This is a genomic window from Bradyrhizobium sp. IAR9 (genome assembly GCF_013408065.1).
In the GTDB taxonomy this organism is placed as follows: domain Bacteria; phylum Pseudomonadota; class Alphaproteobacteria; order Rhizobiales; family Xanthobacteraceae; genus Bradyrhizobium.
This window is the reverse complement of the sequence record NZ_JACBZW010000010.1, coordinates 44,863-71,378: the sequence shown is the minus strand read 5'-3', so window position 1 is coordinate 71,378 and position 26,516 is coordinate 44,863. Positions and strand designations below refer to the sequence as shown.

The 26,516-nt window shown below is 64.2% G+C and carries 22 protein-coding genes; 5 read left to right on the top strand and 17 right to left on the bottom strand.

What is annotated here, in order from left to right:
• Positions 1–476: 476 nt before the first annotated feature.
• The 3 genes from GGD67_RS24755 to GGD67_RS24745 all read left to right on the top strand — a co-directional run bounded on the left by GGD67_RS24755 (position 477) and on the right by GGD67_RS24745 (position 4,036).
• Positions 477–2,900 carry a PAS domain S-box protein gene (locus tag GGD67_RS24755; RefSeq protein WP_179736491.1) on the top strand — a complete coding sequence of 808 codons (2,424 nt, stop codon included), beginning with the start codon at positions 477–479 and terminating at the stop codon, positions 2,898–2,900.
• The gene (locus GGD67_RS24750; RefSeq protein ID WP_092256941.1) at positions 2,897–3,562 is read left to right on the top strand and encodes a response regulator transcription factor; all 666 of its coding nucleotides are present in this window, start codon (positions 2,897–2,899) and stop codon (positions 3,560–3,562) included. The genes GGD67_RS24755 and GGD67_RS24750 overlap by 4 nt, the downstream gene beginning before the upstream one ends.
• A gap of 87 nt (positions 3,563–3,649) precedes the next feature.
• The gene (locus GGD67_RS24745) at positions 3,650–4,036 is read left to right on the top strand and encodes a response regulator transcription factor (protein ID WP_018320298.1); all 387 of its coding nucleotides are present in this window, start codon (positions 3,650–3,652) and stop codon (positions 4,034–4,036) included.
• Between the two features lie 54 nt (positions 4,037–4,090).
• On the opposite strand, the gene GGD67_RS24740 is transcribed toward GGD67_RS24745, so the two are convergent.
• The 16 genes from GGD67_RS24740 to eno all read right to left on the bottom strand — a co-directional run bounded on the left by GGD67_RS24740 (position 4,091) and on the right by eno (position 21,180).
• Positions 4,091–5,062 carry a tripartite tricarboxylate transporter substrate binding protein BugD gene (locus GGD67_RS24740; protein WP_179736490.1) on the bottom strand — a complete coding sequence of 324 codons (972 nt, stop codon included), beginning with the start codon at positions 5,060–5,062 and terminating at the stop codon, positions 4,091–4,093.
• A 214-nt stretch (positions 5,063–5,276) separates the two neighbouring features.
• The gene (locus GGD67_RS24735) at positions 5,277–6,518 is read right to left on the bottom strand and encodes a threonine synthase (protein WP_179736488.1); all 1,242 of its coding nucleotides are present in this window, start codon (positions 6,516–6,518) and stop codon (positions 5,277–5,279) included.
• Between the two features lie 201 nt (positions 6,519–6,719).
• Positions 6,720–8,141: a dihydrolipoyl dehydrogenase gene (lpdA, locus tag GGD67_RS24730; protein ID WP_179736486.1), complete on the bottom strand. Its 1,422-nt coding sequence runs from the start codon at positions 8,139–8,141 to the stop codon at positions 6,720–6,722.
• A gap of 17 nt (positions 8,142–8,158) precedes the next feature.
• Positions 8,159–8,392, bottom strand: coding sequence for a hypothetical protein (locus GGD67_RS24725; protein WP_018320294.1), 234 nt, complete (start codon positions 8,390–8,392; stop codon positions 8,159–8,161).
• Between the two features lie 22 nt (positions 8,393–8,414).
• Complete coding sequence (locus GGD67_RS24720) at positions 8,415–9,767, bottom strand: pyruvate dehydrogenase complex dihydrolipoamide acetyltransferase (RefSeq protein WP_179736484.1); 1,353 nt, start codon at positions 9,765–9,767, stop codon at positions 8,415–8,417.
• Between the two features lie 62 nt (positions 9,768–9,829).
• Positions 9,830–10,282, bottom strand: a complete 453-nt coding sequence (locus GGD67_RS24715; protein ID WP_179736482.1) for a nucleoside deaminase — start codon at positions 10,280–10,282, stop codon at positions 9,830–9,832.
• Positions 10,283–10,284: 2 nt separating this feature from the next.
• A complete protein-coding gene (locus GGD67_RS24710; RefSeq protein WP_018320291.1) occupies positions 10,285–10,587 on the bottom strand; it encodes a DUF5076 domain-containing protein in 303 nt (100 codons plus the stop codon).
• Positions 10,588–10,590: 3 nt separating this feature from the next.
• Positions 10,591–11,976, bottom strand: a complete 1,386-nt coding sequence (locus tag GGD67_RS24705) for a pyruvate dehydrogenase complex E1 component subunit beta (protein ID WP_018320290.1) — start codon at positions 11,974–11,976, stop codon at positions 10,591–10,593.
• Between the two features lie 29 nt (positions 11,977–12,005).
• The gene (gene pdhA / locus GGD67_RS24700) at positions 12,006–13,028 is read right to left on the bottom strand and encodes a pyruvate dehydrogenase (acetyl-transferring) E1 component subunit alpha (RefSeq protein WP_179736480.1); all 1,023 of its coding nucleotides are present in this window, start codon (positions 13,026–13,028) and stop codon (positions 12,006–12,008) included.
• Positions 13,029–13,296: 268 nt separating this feature from the next.
• Positions 13,297–14,814 carry an aldehyde dehydrogenase gene (gene adh / locus GGD67_RS24695; protein WP_179736478.1) on the bottom strand — a complete coding sequence of 506 codons (1,518 nt, stop codon included), beginning with the start codon at positions 14,812–14,814 and terminating at the stop codon, positions 13,297–13,299.
• Positions 14,815–15,073: 259 nt separating this feature from the next.
• Positions 15,074–16,033, bottom strand: a complete 960-nt coding sequence (locus tag GGD67_RS24690) for a GAF domain-containing protein (RefSeq protein ID WP_179736476.1) — start codon at positions 16,031–16,033, stop codon at positions 15,074–15,076.
• A 217-nt stretch (positions 16,034–16,250) separates the two neighbouring features.
• Positions 16,251–16,568 (bottom strand): septum formation initiator family protein, encoded by a 318-nt coding sequence (locus GGD67_RS24685; RefSeq protein ID WP_018320286.1) that lies wholly within the window; start codon positions 16,566–16,568, stop codon positions 16,251–16,253.
• Between the two features lie 189 nt (positions 16,569–16,757).
• Positions 16,758–17,309: an NADPH-dependent FMN reductase gene (locus GGD67_RS24680; RefSeq protein ID WP_018320285.1), complete on the bottom strand. Its 552-nt coding sequence runs from the start codon at positions 17,307–17,309 to the stop codon at positions 16,758–16,760.
• 290 nt (positions 17,310–17,599) lie between these two features.
• Positions 17,600–18,598: an MBL fold metallo-hydrolase gene (locus tag GGD67_RS24675; protein WP_179736474.1), complete on the bottom strand. Its 999-nt coding sequence runs from the start codon at positions 18,596–18,598 to the stop codon at positions 17,600–17,602.
• 120 nt (positions 18,599–18,718) lie between these two features.
• Entirely contained in the window at positions 18,719–19,852 is a 1,134-nt protein-coding gene (locus tag GGD67_RS24670) for a zinc-binding dehydrogenase (protein ID WP_179736472.1), read from the bottom strand.
• 44 nt (positions 19,853–19,896) lie between these two features.
• Entirely contained in the window at positions 19,897–21,180 is a 1,284-nt protein-coding gene (gene eno, locus GGD67_RS24665; RefSeq protein WP_179736470.1) for a phosphopyruvate hydratase, read from the bottom strand.
• Positions 21,181–21,355: 175 nt separating this feature from the next.
• On the opposite strand from eno, the gene GGD67_RS24660 reads away from it, so the two are divergent.
• Positions 21,356–22,333: a lyase gene (locus GGD67_RS24660; protein ID WP_179736468.1), complete on the top strand. Its 978-nt coding sequence runs from the start codon at positions 21,356–21,358 to the stop codon at positions 22,331–22,333.
• Between the two features lie 51 nt (positions 22,334–22,384).
• The gene (gene queF / locus GGD67_RS24655; protein WP_177237123.1) at positions 22,385–22,837 is read left to right on the top strand and encodes a preQ(1) synthase; all 453 of its coding nucleotides are present in this window, start codon (positions 22,385–22,387) and stop codon (positions 22,835–22,837) included.
• A gap of 22 nt (positions 22,838–22,859) precedes the next feature.
• Here the strand turns inward: queF and GGD67_RS39465 are convergent, their stop codons facing one another.
• Positions 22,860–26,300 carry an autotransporter domain-containing protein gene (locus GGD67_RS39465; RefSeq protein WP_246784357.1) on the bottom strand — a complete coding sequence of 1,147 codons (3,441 nt, stop codon included), beginning with the start codon at positions 26,298–26,300 and terminating at the stop codon, positions 22,860–22,862.
• Positions 26,301–26,516: the final 216 nt, after the last annotated feature.

Genomic DNA, 26,516 nt, shown 5'->3' with positions numbered 1-26,516 from the left:
CACATCATCCTCTCCTCTTGACCTCTTAGGGGTCCCGGCTTCCTTGTGCGCAAGCACGGGTCGCCACGGTCGTCACGGAAAATGCGGCTTCTCAATCGTGACTGCCAATTCACCCGGCAAGTCAGGGGGCGGATGCAGAGCCTGGCTCTTTTGGGGGCAACCCCCCCGGAGCCTTTCAGCAATTTGTGCTCCGCAATCGTCTCCTCTCGATTGGCTGCCAAACTAGGCCGGCTGCAACGCATCACTCAATTGTACGGAGGTAAATGCGCGCTAGAACTAGGGTTGTGCGAGCTATACATAGGTTTGGCCGTAGTTTTGCGGACCTCTGCCCGCCCGCGCAACGAGACGGAGCAACGCGCGCAAGCTGCACGGCAACCGGGAGTTTCGCCGGCAATCCGACTTTGGTCGGGGGCAATTGCCCCTGTTCTGGCAAAGTGCTCTACTCGCCTTGACGCTGGCGCGCCGGGACGCTTGCGATGATGCCTGGCCAGATCACGAAAATCGGGACTTCGGCCGCACAATTCCTGCTCGGCGGCCTTGCGGCGCTTCGATCATTCGGCAACGGCGAGAAGGACCGGTCCGCGGTCGCTGAGGCCTCGCGGCAGAACGCCGATCTGCGTGACGCCATGAAGCAATGGCGCGAGGTGTTCGAGCACAACCCGGTCATGTACTTCATGGTCGATCCGGCCGGAACGGTGCTCAACGTGAATACGTTTGGCGCCGCACAACTGGGCTACACGACGGCCGAGCTGATCGGCCAATCCGTGCTGAACGTCTTCTTCGAGGAAGACCACGACTTCGTTCGTCAATGCGTCGCTTTGTGCCTCACGACCGTGGACCAGTCGCATACCTGGGAGATTCGCAAGTTCCGGAAGGACGGGTCGGTGCTCTGGGTCCGCGAGAACGCCAAGGCGATGTTGCGCGGCGACGGCACGCCGATCCTGCTGGTCGCCTGCGAGAACATCACCCAGCGCAAGGAGACCGAGGATGCGCTGCGACAGAGCGAGGCCTACCTCGCCCAGGCCCAGGAATTGAGCCACACCGGCAGCTTCGGCTTGAACCTCGCCACCGGCGAGGCGGTCTGGTCGAGGGAGACTTTCCGCATCTTCCAATGCGACCCTGCGACGAAGCCGACCCTGAACTTCGCCTTTCAGCGCATCCATCCGGAAGATCGCGACACAGTCCGCAGCACCCTTGATCGGGCCTACCGGCTGGCGGAGGATTTCGACCACGAATACCGCCTGCTGATGCCCGACGGATCGATCAAATATCTCCATTCCGTGGCGCGCGCCGTGCGGCACCCATCCGGGCGCATCGAGTTCGTCGGAGCGGTGACCGATGTCACGATTGCGAAGGAAGCGGAACAGAGGCTGCGTCGCAGCGAAGCCTATTTGGCCGAAGCCCAACGCCTCAGCCATACGAGCAGCTGGGCTTGGGACGTTCATCGTCAGGAGTTCGCCTACCGCTCGACTGAACTGTACCGACTGTTCGGGTTTGAGCCGGACCAGACCGATGTCCCGGCCCGGGCTTTTCAGCAACGTATCCTGCCGGAGGACTTTCGGCGGATTGTCGAGGTGGAACGTGAAGCTGTCAGGCAAAAGCAGCCCTTCCAGATCGACTTCCGGATTGTGCGCCCCGACGGCTCGATCAGACGCGTCCACAGCGAGGGACATCCTGTGATCGGCCGCGACGGCGAGGTGATGGAAATCATCGGCACGCACGTGGACGTCACCGAGCAGTTCGCGGCGAAAGATGCGCTGCATAAGGCGTTCGACGAGCTCAAGACATCCGAACAGCGATTCCGCGACTATGCCGAAACCGCATCCGACTGGTTCTGGGAGACCGGGCCGGACCACCGCATCACCAGGATATCGGAGCATGCCGAAACCTCCAGCGCGGCGCCGAAGGGCCTGATCGGCCTGACCCGCTGGGACATTCCGCCCGACGCCGAGTTCGAGCCGGAGAAATGGGAGCAGCATCGCGCGGCGCTCGATGCCCACGTTGCATTCCGCGATCTGATCTACCGCAGCAGGGATGGCAACGGATCTCCAATCTACGTGCGGACCAGCGGCAAGCCGTTCCATGATGCGGCAGGCAATTTTCTCGGCTATCGCGGCGTCAGCAGCGACGTCACGGCGGCAATCCGCGTCGAGCAGGCGGAAGAGGCGCTGCGCAAGGCGCAAGGCGAGCTCGCCCACGTCACCCGCGTCACGACGCTCGGCGAACTGACCACCTCGATTGCCCACGAAATCACCCAGCCCATTGCCGCGGTGATCTCCAATGCGGACGCTTGCATCGCTTGGCTTGACCGCGACCCCGCCGACCTGAAGGCCGCGCGCCGTTCCGCAGAATGGATTGTCGAGGACGCCAACCGGGCAAGCGAGGTGATCCGCCGGATCAGAGCGCTTGCGAAGAAGACCGAGATCGAAATGGCTCCACTCGACATCAACCAGGTCGTCAGGGAGGCAGTGGCGCTGGTTCGGCGCGAGCTCGCGATCCATGCCGTGTCGGTGCGAATGGAGTTGGCGTCCGACCTGCCCAGCATTTGCGGCGACCGGATCCAGCTACAGCAGGTGCTGATCAACCTGGTGGTGAACGGCATCGAAGCCATGCATGCCAATGTCGACCGCCCGCGCGAGCTGGCGATCCGCTCGAGCCGGACGGACGACGACCGCCTGCTCCTCACCGTGACGGACCGCGGTGTCGGCCTTGGCAAAGACGTCAAGGAACGCATCTTCAACCCCTTCTTCACGACGAAATCGGGCGGTCTCGGAATGGGACTCTCGATCTGCCGATCGATCATCGAGGCTCATGCGGGCCGGCTTTCGGCCATTCAAAATGAAGGGAGTGGTGCAACATTCCAGATCGCCCTGCCCTTGCCACACAAGGACACGTCGTGACTGATCATGCCAAGCAGGCCCAGGCGAGCGCCGCTGATCCGATCGTCCTGATCGTCGATGATGATCCGTCGATGCGCCGTGCGCTCACCAATCTCTTTCAATCGGTCGGTCTCAAGGTCGAAGCCTTCAGTTCGGCGGCGGAGATCATGGAAGCCAAACCGCCTGCGGTCCCCAGTTGCCTCGTGCTCGACATCCGCCTGCCAGGCTTGAGTGGCCTCGACCTCCAGGCGGACCTCGCCAAAGCCAATATTCACACGCCCATCATCTTCATCACCGGTCACGGCGATATTCCCATGACCGTAAGAGCCATGAAGAGCGGTGCCGTCGATTTTCTGACCAAGCCGGTGCGCGACCAGGACATGCTGGATGCGGTGCAGGCTGCGATCGAACGCGATCGCAAGCGGCGCGATGCCGAGCAGTCGATCTCGGGCGTGCGATCCCGTTACGAGGGGCTGACGGCGCGCGAACGCGACGTGCTCGCCCTGGTTGCATCCGGCCTGATGAACAAGCAGGTCGCCGCCGAGCTGGGATTGGCTGAAATCACCGTGAAGATCTATCGCGGCCAGATCATGCGGAAAATGGCAGCGAAGTCGTTGGCGGACCTCGTCAGAATGACCGACGCGCTCGGAATCCCGCGCAACAGGGGTCATCTGCAAACCTAAGTATGCTTTCCAATCTCGCTCCGGTGGCCCACCTTGCCTCGAGCGGCTGAATCGCGGCCGGCGGCTCCCCGTGCAGGAGCGATCATATTGTCAGCGTCTTCGATCATTTCCGTCATTGATGATGATCCCTCCGTTCGTCTTGCGACGAACAACCTCCTGACGTCGCGCGGGTATACGGTCCACACCTTTGGTTCGGCTCACGAATTTCTCCAATCACCCGAACTTGAGACGACCTGCTGCGTGATCACGGACGTGCAGATGTCGGTCATGAGCGGCGTCGAGCTGTTGACGCATATGCGCGGTCTCGGGCACGTCACGCCTTTCATCTTCATGACGGCTTTTCCGGACGAGTCCGTACGCGACCGCGCACTCAGGGCCGGCGCGACCTGCTTTCTCGCCAAGCCGTTTTCAACGCCGGCCCTGATGCAGTGCCTGGAGACCGCACTGTCGGAGCCCGGTGACGCCACGATGTGATGCGGCGGCGCCGGATTCCCACGGCCAGGACAGGCCCGCGGCCATGCGACGTGCTCAATCCACCTTGATGTTCGCCGCCTTGATCATCGGCCACCATTTGGCGATCTCGGCCTTCTGGCGGGTGCCGAGCGCTTCCGGCGTGAGCTGATCCTTGGGCGTCATCTCCAGCCCCTGGCTTTCGAGCTGCTTCTTCACGGCGGGATCGTTCAGCGCCTCCACCGCCGCAGCATTGAGTTTGGCAACGATTTCCTTGGGAGTGCCCTTCGGCACCCACATGCCCGACCACAGCGTCATGTTGAAGCCTTTGAGCCCCGCCTCCTCCGCTGTCGGAATCTCCGGCGCCGAGGACAGGCGCTTGTCGTCGGTGACGGCATAGGCGCGGATGGTGCCGGCGCGGACCTGGGCAATCGAGTTGGAGGTCTGGTCGACGATGACGTCGATCTGACCGGCGATGAGATCGTTCAACGCGGGCGCGGTGCCGCGATACGGCACGTATTGCAGCTTGATGCCGGAGACGCTCTCGAAATAGACGCCGGCGATATGGCTGCCGGAGCCCGCGCCGGCGGTGCCCGCTGTCGGCGGCGACGGGCGTGACTTCAGCCATTCGATCAGCTCTTTCAGCGACGTCGCCGGCACAGCGTTCTTACTGACGACGATCATCGGATTGCTCGGCAGCAGCACCACCGGCTCGAGGTCGGCCACGAGGTCGTATTTGAGCTTGTAGACGGCGCCATTGGCGACGTGGGTGCCGAGATGGCCGAAGGAGATGGTGTAGCCGTCCGGCGGCGATTGCACGGCACGGCCGACGCCGATCGACCCGCCCGCGCCGGTGACGTTCTCGACCACGAGGGGCTGGCCGAGCGCAGTTCGCATCCGCTCGGCGAGCACACGCGCCATCGCATCCGACGGGCCGCCGGCCGAGAAGGGCACGATGATGGTGATGGGACGGGAGGGATAGTCATCGGCGCGCGCGGCGCCGGTCACAGCGAGAATAGCAAACAGCGCAGCCCAGACGGCCTTCGTCATTGTCTTCTCCCCAGCGATGTCGTTCTTGTTTTTCTTCACCTCGCCCCGCTTGCGGGGAGAGGTCGGAATTCGCGCGTAGCGCGGATTTCGGGTGAGGGGGAGTCTCCGCAAGTTCAGCTGTCACCGCCCCCGCGGAGACTCCCCCTCACCCCAACCCTCCCAGCGCGAGCGAAGCTCGGTCGCGCCCCCGCAAGCGGGGCGAGGGAGAAGCAAGCTAGAACTGCGTGTAGTCGATCGGCTTGTGACGGTCGAGCGTGCGGGTGACCGGCGGCAGCGGGTATTTCAGGCCGGTCGCGCAATTGAACAGCATGACGCGGTCATCCTTCGAGACGCGGCCGGCTGCGAGGCTGTCCTTGTAGGCGGCGTAGGTGGCGGCGCCCTCGGGGCAGAGCAGCAGCCCCTCCTCGCGCGCGACCTCGTTCAGCGCCAACGAAATCTTGTCGTCGTCGACCGCGATGGCAAAGCCCTTGCTCTCGCGCACCGCGCGCAGGATCAGGAAATCGCCGATCGCCTGCGGCACGCGGATGCCGGACGCGATCGTGTGGGCGTCCTCCCAGCGTGTCGCATGCTCGGTGCCGGCGTCATAGGCCCGCACCATCGGCGCGCAACCGGAGGCCTGCACCGCGACCATGCGCGGGCGTTTCGAACCGATGAAGCCGATCTTCTCGAGCTCGTCGAACGCCTTCCACATGCCGATCAGGCCGGTGCCGCCGCCGGTCGGATAGAAGATCACGTCGGGCACGTCCCAACCGAGCTGCTCGGTGAGTTCGAGACCCATCGTCTTCTTGCCCTCGATGCGGTACGGCTCCTTCAAGGTCGAGGTGTCGAACCAGCCGACTTTTGCCTTGCCCTCGCCGACGATCTTGCCGCAATCATCGATATAGCCGTTGACGCGGTAGACGGTCGCGCCCTGCAGCTCGATCTCGCTGACGTTCACCTCCGGCGTATCGGCCGGGCAGAAGATCGTGGTCTTGATGCCGCAGGACGTCGCATAGGCCGCGAGCGCCGCGCCGGCATTGCCGTTGGTCGGCATCGCCATGTGCTTGATGCCGAGCGCCTTGCCCATCGACACGGCCATCACGAGGCCGCGCGCCTTGAACGAACCGGTCGGCAAACGGCCCTCGTCCTTGACGATGATCTCGCCGCCGCCGAGCTTCTTGCCGAGCTTCGGCAGCCGGATCAGGGGCGTGGTGACTTCGCCGAGCGAGACGATGTCCTTGCATTTGCGCACGGGCAGCAACTCGCGGTAGCGCCACATGTCGCCGGGGCGCTGCGCGAGCGCGTCCTTGGTCAGCGCCTTCTTCACGCCGGCGAGATCGTAGCGGACGAGCAGCGGCTTGCCGGCCTTGGAGAGATTGTGGACCTGGTCGGCCGCGTAGTGATCGCCCTCCATCGCGCATTCGAGATGGGTGACGAAGGTCGGGCGTTCGATGGTGAGGTTGTCGTTGTCGTGCATGGGTTCATTCCCTCTTCTTGTTTTCGTATTTCTCTATCAAACCCGTCACCCTGAGGCGCCGGAACGAAGCGGAGGCCTCGAAGGGCGACGAGCCCGGCTGCTGGAGCTCGGCCCTTCATCCTTCGAGCTCGGCCAGCCGTGCTATGCACCGCTGGCCTCGCACCTCAGGATGACTGGTCCCACAGCCCGCTGGCTCATCCATCAGATATTCAATACCCGCCCATACGCATCCAGCACGGCTTCCTTCATCATCTCCGACAGGGTCGGATGCGGGAACACTGTGTGCATCAGCTCTTCTTCCGTGGTCTCCAGGTTCATGGCGACGACGTAGCCCTGGATCAGCTCGGTCACTTCAGCACCGACCATGTGGGCGCCGAGCAACTGGCCGGTCTTCTTGTCGAAGATGACCTTGACCAGGCCCTGGTCCTCACCGAGCGCGATCGCCTTGCCGTTTCCGACGAAGGGGAAGCGGCCGACGCGAATCTCCCGGCCGCTCTCCTTGGCCTTGGCTTCCGTCAAACCAACGGACGCGACCTGCGGCTGGCAATAGGTGCAGCCCGGGATCAGGTTCTTGTCCATGGGATGCGGATGCAGGCCCTTGATCGCCTCGACGCAGATCACGCCCTCATGCTCGGCCTTGTGGGCGAGCATCGGGGGCCCCGCGACGTCGCCGATCGCGTAGATGCCGGGGACGTTGGTCTTGCCGTAGCCGTCGATCACGATGACGCCGCGGTCGGTCTTCACGCCGATTTTTTCCAGGCCGAGATTCTCGATATTGCCGACGACGCCGACCGCCGAGATCACGCGCTCGAACTCGGTCGTGACAGGCTTGCCCTTGCCATCGTCGATGGTGGCGACGACGCTGTCGGCCTTCTTCTCCAGCTTGGTCACCTTGGTCGAGGACATGATCTTGATGCCCTGCTTCTCCAGCCGCTTGCGCGCAAGGCCTGCGATCTCGGCGTCCTCGACGGGGAGGATCTGCGGCAGCACCTCGACCACGGTCACGTCCGAGCCCATGGTGTGGAAGAACGAGGCGAACTCGATGCCGATCGCGCCGGAGCCGACCACCAGCAGCGATTTCGGCATCTTCTCCGGCACCATGGCCTCGAAATAGGTCCAGACCAGCTTCTTGTCGGGCTCGAGCCCGGGCAGCACGCGCGGCCGCGCGCCGGTCGCGACGATGATGTGCTTGGCCTGATAGCTCCCCTCGCCCAGCGTGCCCTTCGGCGCCTCGACGTCGGACTTCTTCACAGTGACCTTGCCGGGCGCGTCGATCGAAGCCGCGCCCCAGATCACGCTCACCTTGTTCTTCTTCATCAGGAAGCCGACGCCGTCGTTCAGCCGCTTGGAGACGCCGCGCGAGCGCTGCACGACGGCCTTCGGGTCGAACGAGACCTTCTCCGCCGAGAGGCCGTAGTCCTTGGCGTGCTGCATGTAGTGATAGATCTCGGCGGAGCGCAGCAGCGCCTTGGTCGGGATGCAGCCCCAGTTCAGGCAGATGCCGCCGAGATACGACTTCTCGACGATCGCGACCTTGAAACCGAGCTGAGCGGCGCGGATCGCGGTGACATAGCCGCCGGGACCGGAGCCGATGATGATGATGTCGAAGGATGTGTCGGCCATGGCGGCTCCCGTTCAACTCAAGAGGCGCCGCGGGCGCGGCGCTTGACCAGAAAAGACCTCACCAGCCATTCGAGCATCAGCGCCAGGACCATGACGGCCAGAGCAATGAGCACGATGGGCTGGGCGATGTTCCGAGCCAGCTGCTCGCCGGCAAAGAACGCAGAGTGCAGAAAATCGAGCCCGATCGGGTTGAGCGCGACGACGGCTCCGAGCAGCAGCGATATCCATGGCCAGCGGGTACGGACATGCAAAATTGCGCCCTCTGCCGCCGCGTCAGACCATCATCATGACGGGGTTTTCGATCAGCTGCTTGAACGCGCCGATCAGCTCGGCGCCGAGCGCGCCGTCGATAGCGCGGTGATCACAGGACAGGGTCACGCTCATCATGTGCGCGATCTCGATCTTGCCGCCGCGCACCACAGGGCGCTCCTCGCTGGTGCCGACCGCCAGGATGGTCGCATGCGGCGGGTTGATCACGGCGGTGAAGTGGCTGATGCCGTACATGCCGAGGTTGGAGACCGCCGTGGTGCCGCCCTGGTACTCCTCGGGCTTCAGCTTGCGGGAACGGGCGCGCGCGGCGAAATCCTTCATCTCGTTCGAGATGGTGGACAGCGTCTTGGTCTCGGCCTTGCGGATGATCGGCGTGATCAGGCCGCCCGGCATCGCCACGGCGACGCCGACGTCGGAATGGTGGTGCTTGACCATGCCGCTTTCGGTCCAGCTGACATTGCAGTTCGGGATCTTCTGCAGCGCCACCGCCATCGCCTTGATGACGAAGTCGTTGACCGAGATCTTGTAGAGCGGCTTCTTCTCCTTGTCCTTCGGCGCGGCAGCGTTGATCTCCTCGCGCGCAGCGAGCAGCTTGCCGATGTCGCAGTCGATGGTCAGGTAGAAGTGCGGGACGTTCTGGATCGATGCGGTCAGGCGCTGGGCAATGGTGCGACGCATGCCGTCATGCGGGACGATGTCGTAGGAGCCGGGCTCGAACAGCGACAGGATCTGCTTGTCCGACATGGTGGGCGCGATCGAGGGCGCACCGGACGGTGCCGCGGCAGGCGCCTTCAGGCCCTTGCCCGACTTGGCCTGCTCGACGTCGCGCGCGACGACGCGGCCGTGCGGGCCGGTGCCTGATACCATCGCCACGTCGATGCCGGCGTCCTTGGCGAGACGCCGCGCCAGCGGCGAGGAGAACACGCGACCACCTTGGCCGTTGCTCTGCGCGGCCGGAGTTGCGGCCTGCGGCGCAGGTGCAGCAGCCGGCGGCGCGGCTTTGGGAGCGGCAGGCGCAGCCGCGGGAGCCGGCGCCGCAGCGGGAGCCTCAGCGGCTTTCGGAGGTGCGGCCGAAGCGCTGGGCTTGGCGGCACCCGCAGCCTTCACGTCCTCACCTTCGCCAGCGAGCACCGCGATCACGTCGTTGACCGGGACGTCCTGCGTGCCCTCGGGCACCAGGATCTTGGCGATCGTGCCCTCGTCGATGGCCTCGACCTCCATGGTCGCCTTGTCGGTCTCGATCTCGGCGATGACATCGCCGGATTTGACCTTGTCGCCTTCCTTCTTCAGCCACTTGGCGAGGTTGCCCTTCTCCATCGTTGGCGAGAGAGCGGGCATCAGGATGTTGATGGGCATGCTGACCTCAAGAAGAACTTTGCAAAATGTCGCCTCCGACAGCGGAGACGAACAGACCAGGTTTAGTTGCCGATGTCGCCCTGCCACAGGCGTTCATTGGCAGGGATGGAACGCCAATTCTTCATCATGGTGATGGAGCGCTCGTCGGCAAGATCGATCCAGGGGATGCCGAACTTGTCGAGGATGTCCTTGGATCCCTCGAAAGTGACGGATTCCCCGATCACCACGAGCTTGACCTTGAACAGCCCCAGCGCGCCGGCGCACATCGAACATGGCGACAGCGTGGTGTACATGACCGTGTCGTGAAACGAGATCGCGCCGGCTTCGCGCAGGCAGCTCATCTCGCCGTGCAGGATCGGATTGTTCTCCTGCACGCGGTTGTTGTGGCCGCGGGCGATGATTTTGTTGTCGCGCGTCAGCACCGCGCCGATCGGCAGGCCGCCCTGCGCAATCGAAGCCTCCGCCTCGCGGATCGCCTCCAGCATGAAATCGAAATGATGGGATTCGATCGCCACGGTCAGTGTCCCTTGCCGCGCGGCGTCGTGGTGCCGGTGTCGGTGGGACGCTCGATCTCGGCCTGGAACATCTCCAGGATCCGGTTCAGCGCGTCCTCTTCGGTATATTCGCTCTCGCGCGCATAGGCGCGCGCGGCGTGGCGGGCGAGATCGACGAGCAGCAGCCCCCACATGTCGGGCTCCTCGAAGGCGCGCTGGAACGCCATCGACAGCCCGCCGTCCAGCACGAACACGCGCAGGATCTCGACCGCGTCGTCGCGGGTCATGACGTCGGGCGGAAGTGGCTGCTCCTTCGGGCCCGCCATGGTCTACCTGTAGCAGACGGCTTTAGCGGCCTCGACGACTTCTGCCGCCGAGGGCAGCGCGAGCTTCTCCAGGTTCGCGGCATAGGGCATCGGCACGTCCTTGCCGGAGACGCGAGCAACCGGCGCATCCAGATAATCGAAGGCGTTCTCCATGATGCGCGCGGCAATCTCGGCGCCGACGCCGCTCTGGGCCCAACCCTCTTCCACCGTGACGGCGCGCCCCGTTTTCTTGACGGAGTTGATGATGGTCTCGGTGTCCATCGGACGCAGCGTGCGCAGGTCGATCACCTCGGCCTCGATGCCCTCCTTGGCGAGCTCGTCGGCCGCCTTCAGCGCATAGGTCATGCCGTTCGACCAGGAGATGATCGAGACATGGCTGCCAGAACGCACGATGCGGGCCTTGCCGATGGGGATTACGAAATCGTCGAGCTTCGGCACCTCGCCGGTGTGGCCGTAGAGCACCTCGTTCTCGAGGAAGATCACCGGATTGGGATCGCGGATCGCGGCCTTCAGAAGACCCTTGTAGTCGGCAGCCGAGAACGGTGCGACGACCTTGAGACCCGGGACGTTCGAGTACCAGGCCGAATAATCCTGGCTGTGCTGGGCGGCAACGCGCGCAGCCGCACCGTTCGGCCCGCGGAACACGATCGAGCAGCCCATCTGGCCGCCGGACATATAGAGCGTCTTGGCCGCGGAGTTGATGATCTGGTCGATCGCCTGCATGGCGAAGTTGAAGGTCATGAACTCGACGATCGGCTTGAGGCCCGTCATCGCGGCACCGACGCCGACGCCGGCAAAGCCGTGCTCGGTGATCGGGGTGTCGATAACGCGCTTGGCTCCGAACTCCTGGAGCAGGCCCTGCGTCACCTTGTAGGCGCCCTGATATTCGGCGACCTCTTCGCCCATCACGAAGACGTCGGCGTCGCGGCGCATCTCTTCGGCCATGGCATCGCGCAAGGCTTCGCGGATGGTCTGCGTCACCATCTCGGTGCCCGCGGGCACTTCCGGATCGGGCTCGGCGACGGCCTGCGGCGCAGGAGCGGCCTTGGGTGCGGGCGCCTCGGCCTTCGCCGCGGCGGGCGGTGCGGACTCGGCAGCCTTCTGCGCGGCCGGTGCAGGCGCTTTGGCAAGATCGGCGGCGCTTTCGCCGTCGGCGAGAATGGTCGCGATCGGCGTATTCACCGCGACGTCGGCGGTGCCCTCGGGGATCAGGATCTTGCCGAGCGTCCCCTCGTCGGTCGCTTCGACCTCCATGGTCGCCTTATCGGTCTCGATCTCGGCGATGACATCGCCGGACTTGATCGTCTCGCCCTCTTTCTTCAGCCATTTGGCGAGGTTGCCCTTCTCCATCGTGGGCGACAACGCGGGCATCAGCACTTGAATTGGCATATCGACTCCAAAAGAAAGCTTGCGCGCGTTCAGCGGTAAACGTCGGTCCAGAGCTCGGCGGCATCCGGCTCGGGATCATGTTGGGCGAAATCGGCGGACGCGTTGACGATGTCGCGCACCTCGGCGTCGATCGCCTTGAGATCGGCCTCGCTGACCTTGCCAGCCAGGAGGCGGTTGCGCACCTGCTCGATCGGGTCCTGGTCGTGGCGGACCTTCTCGACCTCCTCGCGTGTGCGATATTTTGCAGGATCGGACATCGAGTGGCCGCGATAGCGATAGGTCTGCATCTCCAGGATGAAGGGACCCTTGCCGGCGCGGCACCAGGCGGCGGCTTCGTCGCCGGCGGCCTTGACGGCGCGGACGTCCATGCCGTCGACCTGCTTGCCGGGAATGTTGAAGGACGCGCCGCGCTTGGAGAAATCCTGCTGCGCCGAGGCGCGCGAGACCGAGGTGCCCATGGCGTAGCGGTTGTTCTCGATGACGAAGATCACCGGAAGCTTCCAGAGCTCCGCCATGTTGAAGCTCTCATAGACCTGGCCCTGGTTGGCCGCGCCGTCGCCGAAATAGGTGACGCTGACATTGTCGTTGCCGCGATAGTGATTGGCGAAGGCCAGACCGGTGCCGAGCGAGACCTGGGCGCCGACGATGCCGTGGCCGCCGTAGAAGTGCTTCTCCTTGCTGAACATGTGCATGGAGCCGCCCTTGCCCTTGGAATAGCCGCCGCGGCGGCCGGTGAGCTCGGCCATGACGCCGTTGGCATCCATCCCGGTGGCAAGCATGTGGCCGTGGTCGCGATAGCCGGTGATGACCTGATCGCCCTGCTTCAGGGCCATCTGCATGCCGACCACCACGGCCTCCTGGCCGATATAGAGGTGGCAGAAGCCGCCGATCGCGCCCATGCCGTAGAGCTGGCCGGCCTTTTCCTCGAACCGCCGAATCAGGAGCATGTCGCGGAGCGCCTTGAGCTCCTGCTCCTTCGTGAATTCCGGGGGCGAACCGCCGTCGGTCTTGTCCTGTGGAGTGCTTGCGGCGGCTTTCTTGGGTGCGGCCATGGGAATTCCGGGTCAGAGAAAACTTTCGTCCTCTCTAACCCAACTCAAACGCCCTTGGAAAGCACCGCAGCGGCATGGCACGACTTTCATTATGCCGCAGTGCAACGTGGCCGAAATATTGGAAAATCTTTGGCGCTGATCGGGCAACAAATCTATGCGCGCCACGTGCGCGTGCGGATTCGTGGCCGGATCAAGAACTATGGACCATGCCGATCCGGGCCTTCGGAGCGGACGGCGCCAAGATGGCGCCGCCCTCTCCGCACCTCGATCAGAAGAAGCCGAGCTTCTTCGGGCTGTAGCTGACCAGGAGATTCTTGGTCTGCTGATAATGATCGAGCATCATCTTGTGGGTCTCGCGACCGACGCCCGACTGCTTGTAGCCGCCAAACGCCGCATGGGCGGGATAGGCGTGGTAGCAATTGGTCCAGACCCGGCCGGCCTGGATGGCCCGGCCGAAGCGGTAGCAGCGGTTGGCATCGCGGCTCCAGACGCCGGCCCCGAGGCCGTAGAGCGTGTCGTTGGCGATCTCGAGCGCCTCCTCGTCGTTCTTGAAGGTCGTGACCGAGACCACGGGGCCAAAGATCTCCTCCTGGAAGATTCGCATCTTGTTGTGGCCCTCGAACACGGTCGGCTTGACGTAGAAGCCGCCGGCGAGATCGCCGCCGAGCTCGGCACGTCCGCCGCCGGCGAGCACCTTGGCGCCCTCCTGCTTGCCGATGTCGATGTAGGACAGGATTTTTGCGAGCTGCTCGCCGGATGCCTGCGCGCCGATCATGGTGGCGGCATCGCGCGGGTCGCCCTGCTTGATCGCGGCGACGCGCTTCAGCGCCCGCTCCATGAAGCGGTCATAGATGTCGGCGTGGACCAGCGCGCGGCTCGGACAGGTGCAGACCTCGCCCTGGTTCAGCGCGAACATGACGAAGCCCTCGATCGCCTTGTCGAAGTAATCGTCGTCCTCGGCGGTGACGTCGTTGAAGAAGATGTTCGGCGACTTGCCGCCGAGCTCCAGCGTGACCGGAATGAGGTTCTGGCTGGCATATTGCATGATCAGCCGGCCCGTCGTGGTCTCGCCGGTGAAGGCGATCTTGGCGATGCGCGGGCTCGATGCCAGCGGCTTGCCGGCTTCGAGGCCAAAGCCGTTGACGATGTTGAGGACGCCTGCCGGCAGGATGTCGGCGATGATCTCGGCCCAGACCATGATCGAGGCCGGTGTCTGCTCGGCGGGCTTGAGCACGACGCAATTGCCGGCGGCGAGCGCGGGGGCGAGCTTCCAGCAGGCCATCAGCAGCGGGAAGTTCCAGGGGATGATCTGACCGACCACGCCGAGCGGCTCGTGGAAATGATAGGCGATGGTGTCGTGGTCGATCTCCCCGATCGAACCTTCCTGGGCGCGAACGACGCCGGCGAAGTAGCGGAAGTGATCGATGGCGAGCGGGATGTCGGCGGCGCGGGTCTCGCGGATCGGCTTGCCGTTGTCCCAGGTCTCGGCGATGGCGAGACGCTCGAGATTTTCTTCCATGCGATCGGCGATCCGGTTCAGGACCGCGGCGCGCTCGGCGACGCTGGTACGGCCCCAAGCGCCCTTGGCGGCATGCGCCGCGTCGAGGGCCAGCTCGACGTCCTGCGCGTCCGAGCGCGCGATCTTGCAGACGACCTGGCCGTTCACCGGCGAGGCGTTGTCGAAATATTTGCCGGAGATCGGCGCGACGAATTTGCCGCCGATGAAGTTGTCATAGCGTTCGGCAAAGGGAACTTTGGTGACGCTGAGGAATTCCACCTTGTTCATTGATCACTCCCGATGTTTGCTGTTTGCGCAATTCGTCGCGTGACTCGCGACTTGCGCGGACGATGTCGCGGGAGGTGTTTTCTGTCAGCCCCGATGGGAGCGATGGCGGGGCCGACCTGTCGCAGTTCTGCGACAGTCGCGGGCCGCGTCACTCTCGCACCACGTCGCAAAAAGAGCGACGCGCTGCGTCCGGGCACGAGCCTGGAGTGCCGAGCGCGCGGCATCAACACCGCAATGATGATTGAGGTAGCAGCGCGGCTCAGTGGTTCAGTTCGAACCGCTTGAGCTTTCTGTGCAGCGTGGCGCGGCTGACGCCGAGGGCCTTGGCGGCCGCCGAGACATTGCCGCCGGCGCGAAGCAGCGCCCGCTGCACCACCGCGCGCTGCCCGCCGGCGAGATGATCGCGCGCGGTATCGCCGCCGAGCAGATCGGCCGCGGGCACCGGCTGCAAGGCCCGGCCGGGCGCGATTCCGAGCGCAGCCCGGGCGGAGCGGGTTGCGCCGATCACGAGATCGTCCGCATCGACCGCAATAAGGCCTCCGCATTGACCGTCCGCAGCTTGGGTCAAGACGATGCGGGCATGGCTGAACGCCGTGCGGAACAGATCGGCCTCGATACGCTTGGCCGCCTCGCCCGTCGCAAGCGCGATCAGACTGGAAAACGCGTCGGTGCGATCGGCGCGGCAGGAGGAGACGTCGAGCACGCCCGCAAGCGCCGCTTCATGGTCGTAGATCGGAACGGCGGTGCAGCTCAAAAGCGTGTTGCGGGTGAAGAAATGCTGGTCGCGGTCGATCGTCAGCGGACGCTGCTCGACGAGGCAGGTGCCGATGCCGTTGGTGCCTTCGTGCTCCTCGCTCCAGAGCGCACCGGTCCACAGCCCCCAGGATTGAAACGTCGCATCGTCCGCCGCCGTGCCGCGACGATCGACCGGCACGCCCTCGCCGTCGGCGAGCAGCACGCAGCAGCCGCTCGCGCCGACGGCCTGATAGAGCCGGTCCATCGCGCCTTGCGCCGCCGCCAGCAGCGGCGCGATGCGCTCGCGCGCCTGATGCAATTCGGCTTCGGTCAGCCGCATCGGCGAGGTGCGGCCGCCGGGATCGAGATGATGCAATCTGGACGAACGGCGCCACGAGGCCACAAGCGCGGATCGTGCCGCCTGGCCTGACGCGATGGCGGCCTCGACACGGGCCGCGTGATGCCGGGGCATTGACCCATTCATCACTGTTTCCTCCGGATGACAGACTAGAACGTGCCGGCCCTGCCCGCTTGATCTGCGTCAACTTCGGAAGAGTGCCACCAGAAGCCATGGGCCCGCCGCGGCACTGCCGTCAAGGCGGCCGCCCGGTTCCGGACTTACGACCTTCGCAGGAGGAAAGGCACTGTGGTCGGATTTCGGCAGCGGCTTTCGTTGTCGGTTTCGAAAGCTGCGGAAAGCGCTAATGCGCGGGGATCATCCGAACGAGATCGCGCGGATTGACGTAGTCGAGCTGGAAGCGCGCCCGCTCGTCCAGCATGTCGGGGTCGATCCTCTCGGACCGCAGCAGCGACACCCGCTGCTCGCTCCTGGCGCGCTCACGCTTGAGCTGGGCCAGTTCGCTGGTCAGCGCGATGATCTCCTGGTCGAGCTCCTGACGGGCGTTGAGGCCGTATTTGCCAGTATAGGCGTTGACGCCGAAATAGCCGACGATGGCGGCCGCCATCGCGTAGAGGGCAAGACCGGTCAGGATCGATTTCAGGCGCGCGCGGGAGACCATCTTGGGAAGATGGGACAGGTTGGTTAAGGCGGTATTAATTGCCCCTGCCGACGATCGTCATGCCCGGGCTTTGCCCCGCCTGCGCGGCCGACGCTTCGGCGCGGCGAAGGCCCGAGCATCCACGTTCTTGGTGTCCGCAAGGACGTGGATGGCCGGGACGAGCCCGGCCATGACGGAGCGTGTTTCGCCTCAGCCGTGGTGCTTAGTCACATGCGCGGCGAAGGCGTCGATATAGGCCTGGAGCACGGGCTTCAGCGAGTCCTTGGTGAGGTTACCTCCGGCGTCGAAGGCATCGCCGACTGCGTTCAGATAGATCTCCGGCTGCTGCATGATCGGGCCCGCAATGCCCGGCAGGATGTTCTGTAGAGTCTTTGCGGCGCTGACGCCGCCGAGCGGGCCCGGCGAGTTCGAGACGATGCCGACCGGCTTGCCGTTGAACGAGCTCTTGCCGTAGGGCCGCGAGGCAACGTCGATGGCATTCTTCAGCACGCCCGGGATGGCGCGATTGTATTCGGGGGTGACGAAGATGACGCCGTCCGACTTCTGGAGCTTGTCGCGGAAGGCCAGCCAGTCCGCGGGCGGCGCGCCCTCGAGGTCCTGGTTGAAGAACGAGATGCCGGCCGGCGTGACGACTTCGAGCTTGAGCGAGGCTGGCGCAAGCTTGGCCAGCGCATTGGCGATCTTCAGCGAGAAGCTGTCCTTGCGCAGGCTGCCGGCGATCGTGACGATGTTGTAGGCCATGGATTGTCCTTGAGGGCTTGAGCTGGAGTGCCGGGCGGCACTTAAGCGATCCGGATCATTTAATGCAAGTGCATGAACCGGCCCGATTTGGAAACGCTGTGTTTCGCGAAAGCAGATGTTTGGGACGTAGCCTGGATGGAGCGCAGCGCAATCCAGGGCCCTGCCCCAAGCTACGCTGGTCCCGGATTACGCTGCGCACCATCCGGGCTACGATTGATCCGCGACATTCGTTCCAAAAAATCAGGCCGCCAAGCGGCGGCCCGATCTTTCGCACGAACGGCTAACCCCGATCAGATCGTCGGATTCCACGCCGACGGGACCAGGCGGTATTTGGCGCCGTCCTTCACGACATGACCGACCGACGGGAACGTGAAGTGGAAGCCGACCACGGTCGCTTTCTCCGCCGCCGCCATGTCGTAGAACTTGTGGCGCGTCGCTTGCGCCATCGCTGCATCCATGTCGAAAATCACGTGCCAGTCGGGATTGCGCAGGAAGAATTCCGGGATGTTGGTGACGTCGGATTGGATCAGCACCTTGGCATCGCCCGATGCGACCGCGAACGAGGTGTGGCCCGGCGTGTGCCCCGGAGTTGCGATCGAGGTGATGCCCGGCGCGACCTCCTTGCCCCACTCGTACTTCGTCACCTTCGACTCGAGGCCAGCGAAGATCTTCTTCACGTTGGCGAAATTGTTCTTCAGCGCCTGATTGGACTCGGCCTTGGCAGCGTTCTCCTCACTGGCCCAGAACTCCCACTCCTGGCCGGGCACCATGATCTCCGCATTCGGAAAGGCCAACGCGCCGTCGGCCAGGCGAATGCCGTTGATGTGGTCGCCATGCATATGCGACAGCAGCACAACGTCGACGTTCTTGGGGTCGACGCCAGCAGCCTGGAGGTTCTGCAATGTGCGGCCGACAGCGCCTTTGCTCGCCTCGAGATTGGCAATGCCGTTTCCCGTGTCGATCAGGACGAGCTTCGAGCCGGTATTGATGAGCTGCGGGTTGAACGGAATCGTGACCATGCCCTTCGGCATGTAAGCCGCCTCACCCGCCGCCAGCGCCTCGTCCTTCGGTATGTTGGCGACGAACTTATCCGGCATCGGGAAGGTGCGCGCACCGTCATTGATCGAGGTGCACTCGTAGCTGCCGACCTTGTAGCGATAGAAGCCCGGCGCTTGCGTGCCGGTCGGCGGCACTGAGGCATTGGCCGCGGTCGGCCCGAAGCCGGATACGGCAGCCGCACCGAGTGCAGCGGCGCCCGTGAGCAAATGACGGCGATTGAGATCAGTCATGGAGAGGTCCCCTTCTGAGCGCCCCGCGGTTTTTTCCGCGTTCAAATGGCGGCGGAATAATCTCCGGCTTCGCTCAGAAGGCAAGACCTTCCTTCGGTGACCTGCGGTCGCAGATCACGATTATTTATTTGGATTGATGAGGAATTTTTCGCCGGTGGCGCGTTTGGCGTACACCGCGATGTTGGCGGGATCGAGCACCTCGGTCAGCGACACCACCTTGGTGTAGTGACTGGCGAAGGTGGTCTTGAGCTCGGACGCGACGCGCTGGCGCAGGCGACCGATCTCGGCCGGACCGATGTTCTGGAGGAACGGCGTCAGCAGCCAGCCGCCGACGCCCCAGGTCAGTCCGAACGACCGGCTCAATTCGGTCGGACGGTTGTCGAGGCTGCCGTAAATATAGATCTGCTTGTACACGTTGGAGCCGTAGCGGCTGTATTCCTTCGCCGTCTTGTTGGCGGCAACTTCCATGGCGGTCAGAATCTGGCTGGCCAGCTTGCCGCCGCCGATGGCATCGAAGGCGATCGTGGCGCCGGTCTCGACCAGCGCATTGGTGAGATCCTCGGTGAAGCTCGCCGCGCTGGAATCCACGACGTGCTTGGCGCCGATCTTGTACAGGATATCGGCCTGCTCTTTGCTCCGGACGATGTTGACGAGGCCGATGCCGTCCTTGATGCAGATCTTGTTGAGCATCTGGCCGAGATTGGAGGCGGCGGCGGTGTGCACGAGCGCCTTGTGGTTCTCCCGCCGCATCGTCTCGGTCATGCCGAGCGCGGTCAGCGGATTGACGAACCAGGACGCGCCGTCCGCGGCCGTGGTGCCCGCCGGCAGCTCCATGACGTCGCGGACCTTCAGCACGCGGTACTGCGTGTACATCGCGCCGCCGATCATCGATACGGTCTTGCCCATCAGCGCCTTCGCGGCACCCGACGATCCGGCCCCGATCACCGTGCCGGCGCCCTCGTTGCCGACCGGCAGCGACTGATCGAGCCGGGCTCCCATCATCCGCATCGCAGCCTCCGGCATCGTCGCGGTGATGACCGGCATCTCCTTCGTGCCGGAGGCCTTGGCGGCCGACATATCGGCGGGCCCGATCAGGAGTCCAAGGTCCGACGGGTTGATCGGTGTCGCCTCGACGCGAACCACGACCTCATCGTCGGCCGGCTCCGGGGTCGGGACATTCACGAGGGACAATTCCAGCTCGCCGCTCTTCTTCAGCAGCGAACGCAGTTGCAGTCCGGTCTTGCCGTCGCTCATGTCGATCCTCCCCTGTCCGTCTTTTCTCGGGTCGAAGCGCTGGCTTATGCCAGCGCTTTCAGTGCGGCCTTGCCACCATACAGCGCCTGCTTGCCGAGCTGCTGCTCGATGCGCAGGAGCTGATTGTATTTGGCGGTGCGGTCGGAACGAGCAAGGGAGCCGGTCTTGATCTGACCGCAATTGGTGGCGACCGCGAGGTCGGCGATGGTGGAATCCTCGGTCTCGCCGGAGCGGTGCGACATCACCGAGGTGTAGCCGGCCTTGTGCGCCATCTCGACGGCGGCGAGCGTCTCGGTCAGCGTGCCGATCTGGTTGACCTTGATCAGGATCGAGTTGGCGCGGCCGGTCTTGATGCCGTCGGCGAGGCGCTTGACGTTGGTGACGAACAGGTCGTCGCCAACCAGCTGGCACTTCTTGCCGATGAGGTCGGTCAGCTCCTTCCAGCCGTCCATGTCGTCTTCCGACATGCCATCCTCGATCGTGACGATCGGATAGCGCGAGACGAGGTCGCCGAGGTACTTGGCCTGCTCGGAGATCGAGCGGGTCTTGCCCTCGCCTTCATAGACGTATTTGCCGTCCTTGAAAAACTCGGTCGAGGCGCAGTCGAGGCCGAGCACGATGTCGGTCCCTGCCTTGAAGCCGGCCTTGCCGATCGCGTTCATGACGAATTCCAGCGCGGCATCGGCGGACGGCAGGTTCGGGGCAAAGCCGCCCTCGTCGCCGACATTGGTGTTGTGGCCGGCCTTCTTCAGCTCCGACTTCAGCGTGTGGAAGACCTCAGCGCCGTAGCGCAGGCCTTCGGCGAAGGACGAGGCGCCGACGGGCAGGATCATGAACTCCTGGAAGTCGATCGGGTTGTCGGCGTGCACGCCGCCATTGATGATGTTCATCATCGGCACCGGCAAGAGGCGTGCCGAGGTGCCGCCGACATACCGATAGAGCGGCATGTCGAGCGAATTCGCGGCCGCCTTGGCGCAGGCGAGCGAGACGCCGAGGATGGCGTTGGCGCCGAGCCGGCTCTTGTTCGCCGTGCCGTCGAGGTCGATCATGATCTGGTCGATCTGGGCCTGCTGCTCGGCATCGAGACCGCTCAAGGCCTCGAAGATCTCGCCGTTGACGGCACCGACCGCCTTGCTGACACCCTTGCCGAGATAGCGCGCCTTGTCGCCGTCGCGCAGCTCCACCGCCTCATGGGCACCCGTGGAGGCGCCCGACGGCACCGCGGCCCGGCCGAGCGCGCCATCCTCCAGCACGACATCGACCTCGACGGTGGGATTGCCCCGGCTATCGAGGATTTCGCGGCCGATGATGTCAATGATGGCGGTCATGATGTGCACTTCCGTTCGTTGGAGCTGATCGGTTCGCCGCGGGTCTTACACGGGCCGCAAGCAAATGTGAACGCTTGAGGGTGGCACTTCGACTGACGCGTGAAGGCGCCAGGATTAAGGTCGAGGGCATCGGTCTGTGCGTGCATCCTCAATCCCAAGCAGTCGGGGTAACGCCATGAATCGCCGCCAGTTTCTTGCTTCCAGCACCGCCCTGTTCGTGGCTCGCCCAAGTTTTGCCCAGGAGGGCCCGTTCCGGACAAAATACTTTCCGATCCGTGCCGGTATCGGCCTGCACGATCTGACACCTGCCCCTGACGGTTCGGTCTGGTTCACGGCGCAGGGCAAGGGCTTGCTCGGCAGGCTCGATCCCCGGGATGGCAGTTTCAAGACGGTCGGCCTCGGTCAGGGCGCCGCGCCGCATGGCGTGACCGTCGGCCCCGATGGCGCGCCCTGGATCACCGAGGGCGGCCAGAACGCGATCGCACGGGTCGATCCCGGCGATCTCAAGGTCATGCTGTTCCGCCTGCCGGAAAAGTTCGCCTCGGCCAATCTCAACACCGGCGTGTTCGACAAGGAAGGCACCTACTGGTTCACCGGCCAGTCCGGCTATTACGGCCGCCTCGCACCGACGTCCGGCGAAATGAACGTGTTCAGGGCGCCCAAGGGCGTCGGCCCCTATGGCATCACGGTGACGCCCAAGGGCGAGGTCTGGTACGCCTCGCTTGCCGGCAGCTATATCGCCAAGATCGATCTGGCGAGCGGCAATGCCGGCGTCGTGCAGCCGCCGATACCGAATGCGGGTTCACGGCGCGTCTGGTCGGATTCGAAGAGCCGGATCTGGGTCAGCGAGTGGAACAGCGGCCATGTCTCGGTGCACGATCCCGCCGATGGCTCGTGGAAGAGCTGGAAGCTGCCGGGCGAGCGTCCCCGCGCCTACGCCGTCTTTGTCGACCACAAGGACAAGGTCTGGCTGACGGATTTTTCGGCCAACGCCATCGTGCGCTTCGATCCCGCCACTGAGACGTTCAACGTCTTCGCCAGCGACAGGGCCAACGCCAATGTGCGCCAGCTCGACGGCCGACCGGGCGAGCTCTGGGGCTGCGAGTCCGGCAACGATCGCATCGTCATGATCCAGACGATCGCGGCCGGTTGACGGCAGCGGCATTTGCGTCCATCCCGGCATCCGAAACAGGATGTGACGACGATGGCGAAGAAATCCCTCCAGCTCGGTCGCGCGGTCGAATGGCCGCACACACCGGAAGACGCCCAGCTCGACCGCGTGCCCAATCCGCAAAAGGGCACCGACTATCTGGTGCGCTTCACCGTGCCGGAATTCACCTCGCTCTGCCCGGTGACGGGCCAGCCGGATTTCGCGCATCTGATGATCGACTACGCGCCTGATGCGTGGCTGCTGGAATCGAAATCGCTAAAACTCTACATCGCGAGCTTCCGCAATCACGGCGCCTTCCACGAGGACTGCACCGTGATGATCGGCAAGCGCATCGCCGGCGAGATCAAGCCGAAATGGCTGCGGATCGGCGGCTACTGGTATCCGCGCGGCGGCATCCCGATCGACGTATTCTGGCAGACCGGCCGCGTACCCAAGGGCCTGTGGGTGCCGGAGCAAGGCGTCGCGCCCTATCGCGGGCGGGGGTGAGCCGCGCGTCCCGCGGCTGCGATCACCACGCGTACCGCACGACGCCCTTGCCTGCGTAAGAGCGCGTGACGCCCGAGAATTCGCCCTCGAACGTGCCAGCGGCCGACCAGCCGTTCAGCCATTTCTTCTCGACCGATCCCGTCACCAGCGCGGAGTCCGAGGCCATTGGCGCGCCGTTTACGATGAAGCTCGCGCCGGGCAGAGTTTGGAACGTGGCCCCGATAGCGCGGTCAGGATTGAAATCATGCGCCCAGGCGATGCGGCCGCGTAGCGTGACAATGCCATCTGCCTGCGCGAAGGCCTTGTCCGTGCGCAGGCCGAGCTCAGTGCGGGTGTCGGTGACGCTCTTCGAATTGTAGGCCAGCGCAAACTGGTTGCTGCCGACGATGGCCTGCTCGGCGTAAGCCGGCAGGTCGAAGGTGGTGAACTGGGCCGCGGCATAGGGCGTGAAGCCGACGCCCTGCGTGACGATGCGGTAGCCGCCCTCGAGCCGGCCGGAATAGGCGTTGGCGTTGAACTCGGCGCGCAAGCGATCGACGCCAGCAACCGTCAGCGTGCGATCGGTCGTGATGTCCTGCCAGCCATAGGCCAGCGCACCGGTGATATAGGCGGGCCCGATGATGTGCCGGAAGAACGCGCCAGCCTGGAACAGGTCGGAGCGGCCGCCGCCGAGCGCATTGGCCACGGTGAAGTTGGTGCCGCCGCCGGCGAGCGCGAAACCGACCAGCGTATCGCGGGAGATGCGATAATCCGCGCCGACCGCGGTGCCGTAGAGGTTGCTTGTGGTGGTGTTCGAACCGATGGTGGTGTTCCCGTCGGTTTGCTGCGCTCCGCCGAACCCCGCCGCCCAGACGCTCCAGCGCTGCTCGAACCCTGGCACGATTGGCGGTGCCTTGGCGTAGATCGCGGCATAGGCGTCGCGCTCGCCCTTCGAGCGGCTCACGCCCTTCGCGGCATAAGTCATGCTCTCCTCGGCAAAGGCATTCGGCGCGCCGCCGGCGCCGACGGGATCGCCACGGCCGGCCACGAACGGATCCGTCATCACGCCCATGAACTGGTTCATCGCGTTGAACGTGGTCTGCTGCGAGGCGCTGCCGACCTCGCCAGAGAGCTGGGTCAGACCGACCGGCGTGAGGCCACCGAACGCCATCGGGATCGTGCCGTTGCTGTTGAAATAGTTGATGATGGCGTTGCCGACGCTCTGTTGGTTGCCATTGAGGCTGCCGGACGGCGGCGCGAAGTTCAGCGCAAGATTCAGATAAGCATGGGTGGTGTCATAGCTCAGCGTCGTGTGGAAGCCCGACGGCAGGCCGGTGTTCGCCACGATGGGATCGAAATGGCCGCTGATGCTGCCCGCATTCAGGATCGTGTACTGCTTGGCGACGTAAGAGCCAGCGACAAAATGCGCACCGACGGTGGCGCCGCCAAGTGTTGCGCTTCCCGTCACATTGGCAAAGCTGGAGGTTACGGGATCGACGAAAACACTGAACAGGGCCCCTGATTGCATCGCGAGGCTTGCCGCCGTCATGGACGTTCCCGGCCCGCCCGCACCACCCGGCGAAAAAATGCCACCCGCGGCGACCTGGAGCGCCCCCACCGTGCCGATGCCGGCCAGCGCTGCAGTCGCGTTCACCGTGGTGAGGCTCGATGACGCCATCGAGCCATCGACAACGAGCGTGCCACCGTTGACCGTGGTCGTGCCCGTATAGGCGCTGCCGTCGCCCGTCAGGCTCATGATGCCGGAGCCCGTCTTCACGAAGGAGCCACTCCCGGTCAAGGACCCCGCGAAGGTCGAGGATGAATTGTCGCCGCCCACCGTCATGGTGAAGGCACCGGTATCGAGCACGCTGCCCGCCACGCCGGCTACCGATCCAAAGCTCGCGCCGACACCGGCAACGTCGGCGATCGCGCCGGCGGTGGCGAGGGTCACGCGTCCCGACACGCTGCCGCCTCCCGAGTTCAACTGGCTAGGGGCCGAGATCGTGACGTTCCCGTTGATAGTTCCGTTGAGCGCGATGTATTCGGAGATGCTGTTGATCGACGCATTCACCGTGCCGGTGGCGTCGATGATCATCTTGCCGTCGTTCAAGATGGTATTGGTGGCGTTCAGCACTCCAGAAACGCTGACTTGGCCCCCGGAGTTCGTGAAGGTGGTGGCATTGACGGTACGCCCGGCGTCGATCCAGACCGCGTGAACCATCGCGTTGGACTGATTGATCAGCGTGGTGACATTGAGATCGCCGCCGGAAACGATGAGGTCGGATGCCGCGCCGGTGGTAAGGGTACCGTTGACGGTGAGCGCACCGGTCACCGTGAAGGTACCGCTTTGATGGTCGACGTTGCCGTTGAGCGTGCCGGCTGCGTTCGCCGTGCCGGAATTCGTCAGTCCGCCATTGACCGTTCCAGTTGTCGTGAAGGTGCCGCCGGCTGCGTTCGTCGTCCCGGCAGTTGTCGTCACCGTACCGCCGTTGGTGAACGTGCCGGCGTTGTTGATGATGCTGGTCGCGCTCAGCGTCCGGCCAGCCGAGACCTGGACCGCGGTGGCCGAGGTCGAATTGTTCGTGAGCGTCGTGATGCCGGTGAAGCTGCCGAACTGCACGGCCAGGCTCGACGTCGCGTTGTTGGTCACCGCACCGTTGGTGGTGAGATCGTTGATCAGCGCGAAGGAGCCGCTGCCTTGATTGGTGATGCCGTCATTGAACACGCCCCTCGCGTTGGCCGTGCCCGAATTCGTCAACCCGCCGTTGACCGTGCCCGTCGTGTTGAAAGTGGCGCCCGCGGCATTGGTCGTGCCGCCGGTCGTCGTGATCGAGCCATTGTTGAAGAAGATGCCACCGTTGTTGGCAATGGTCGTCGCAGAGATGATGCCGCCTGGGACATTGGAGAAACCGGTGGTGGTGGTAATGTCGCCGATCAGGGTACCTTGATTGCTCGCGATCGCACTGACGGTCAGCGACGTCGTCAGGGTGCCGGTGTTGACGAAGGTCCCGGCAGTAACGCTCGTGGTGGTGAACGAGTTGGTGCCGGACAGCGTCAACCTGCTGGACCCTGCCTGCGAGATCGTGGCGCCCGTCATGTTGTTGCTGATCGAGATGAAAGTGCCGACGCCGACGGCATTGTTGGTGATGCCGGTGACAAAATTCACTGCCTGACCGCTTATCGCGTAGCCCTGGGACGTAGCGTCGAAAATCCAGGACTGGGGTGAGATGGGGCCAAGGGTGACGGTGACGGCCGTCGTGCCCGTGGCGGAAAAGGTCGCGGTTTCGCCTGCGGTGTCGGGGACGGTGTTAGTCGACCAATTGGTTGGCTCGCTGTAATTGCCGTTGGCGACGCCGCCGTCCTGCCAGACCTGCGCTCGCGCCAAGGACGGCAGCAATACAACCGCCGCAAGAGCTGTGCCGGCCAGAAAAGCCCTGCTGAACAGCGCCACGCGCGTGGGCCCAACCCCGTCCGCCCGGATCATCAAAAATTCCGCTGGGGCCCTACGCTGCCCTCAATCGCCAGATATTCTTCAAACGAGAAAAATCTAGCTGCTTCGCCGCCAGCGAGCCACTGATGATCGGTTTCGTCGGCGGATGAGTCGGCGATTTCCACTACGGTGTGATTGTAAGGCAACAGAAGGTTGCATATTTACCAGGCACCCGACGATATCGCACTGGAATACGCGCTCAGCAGATCG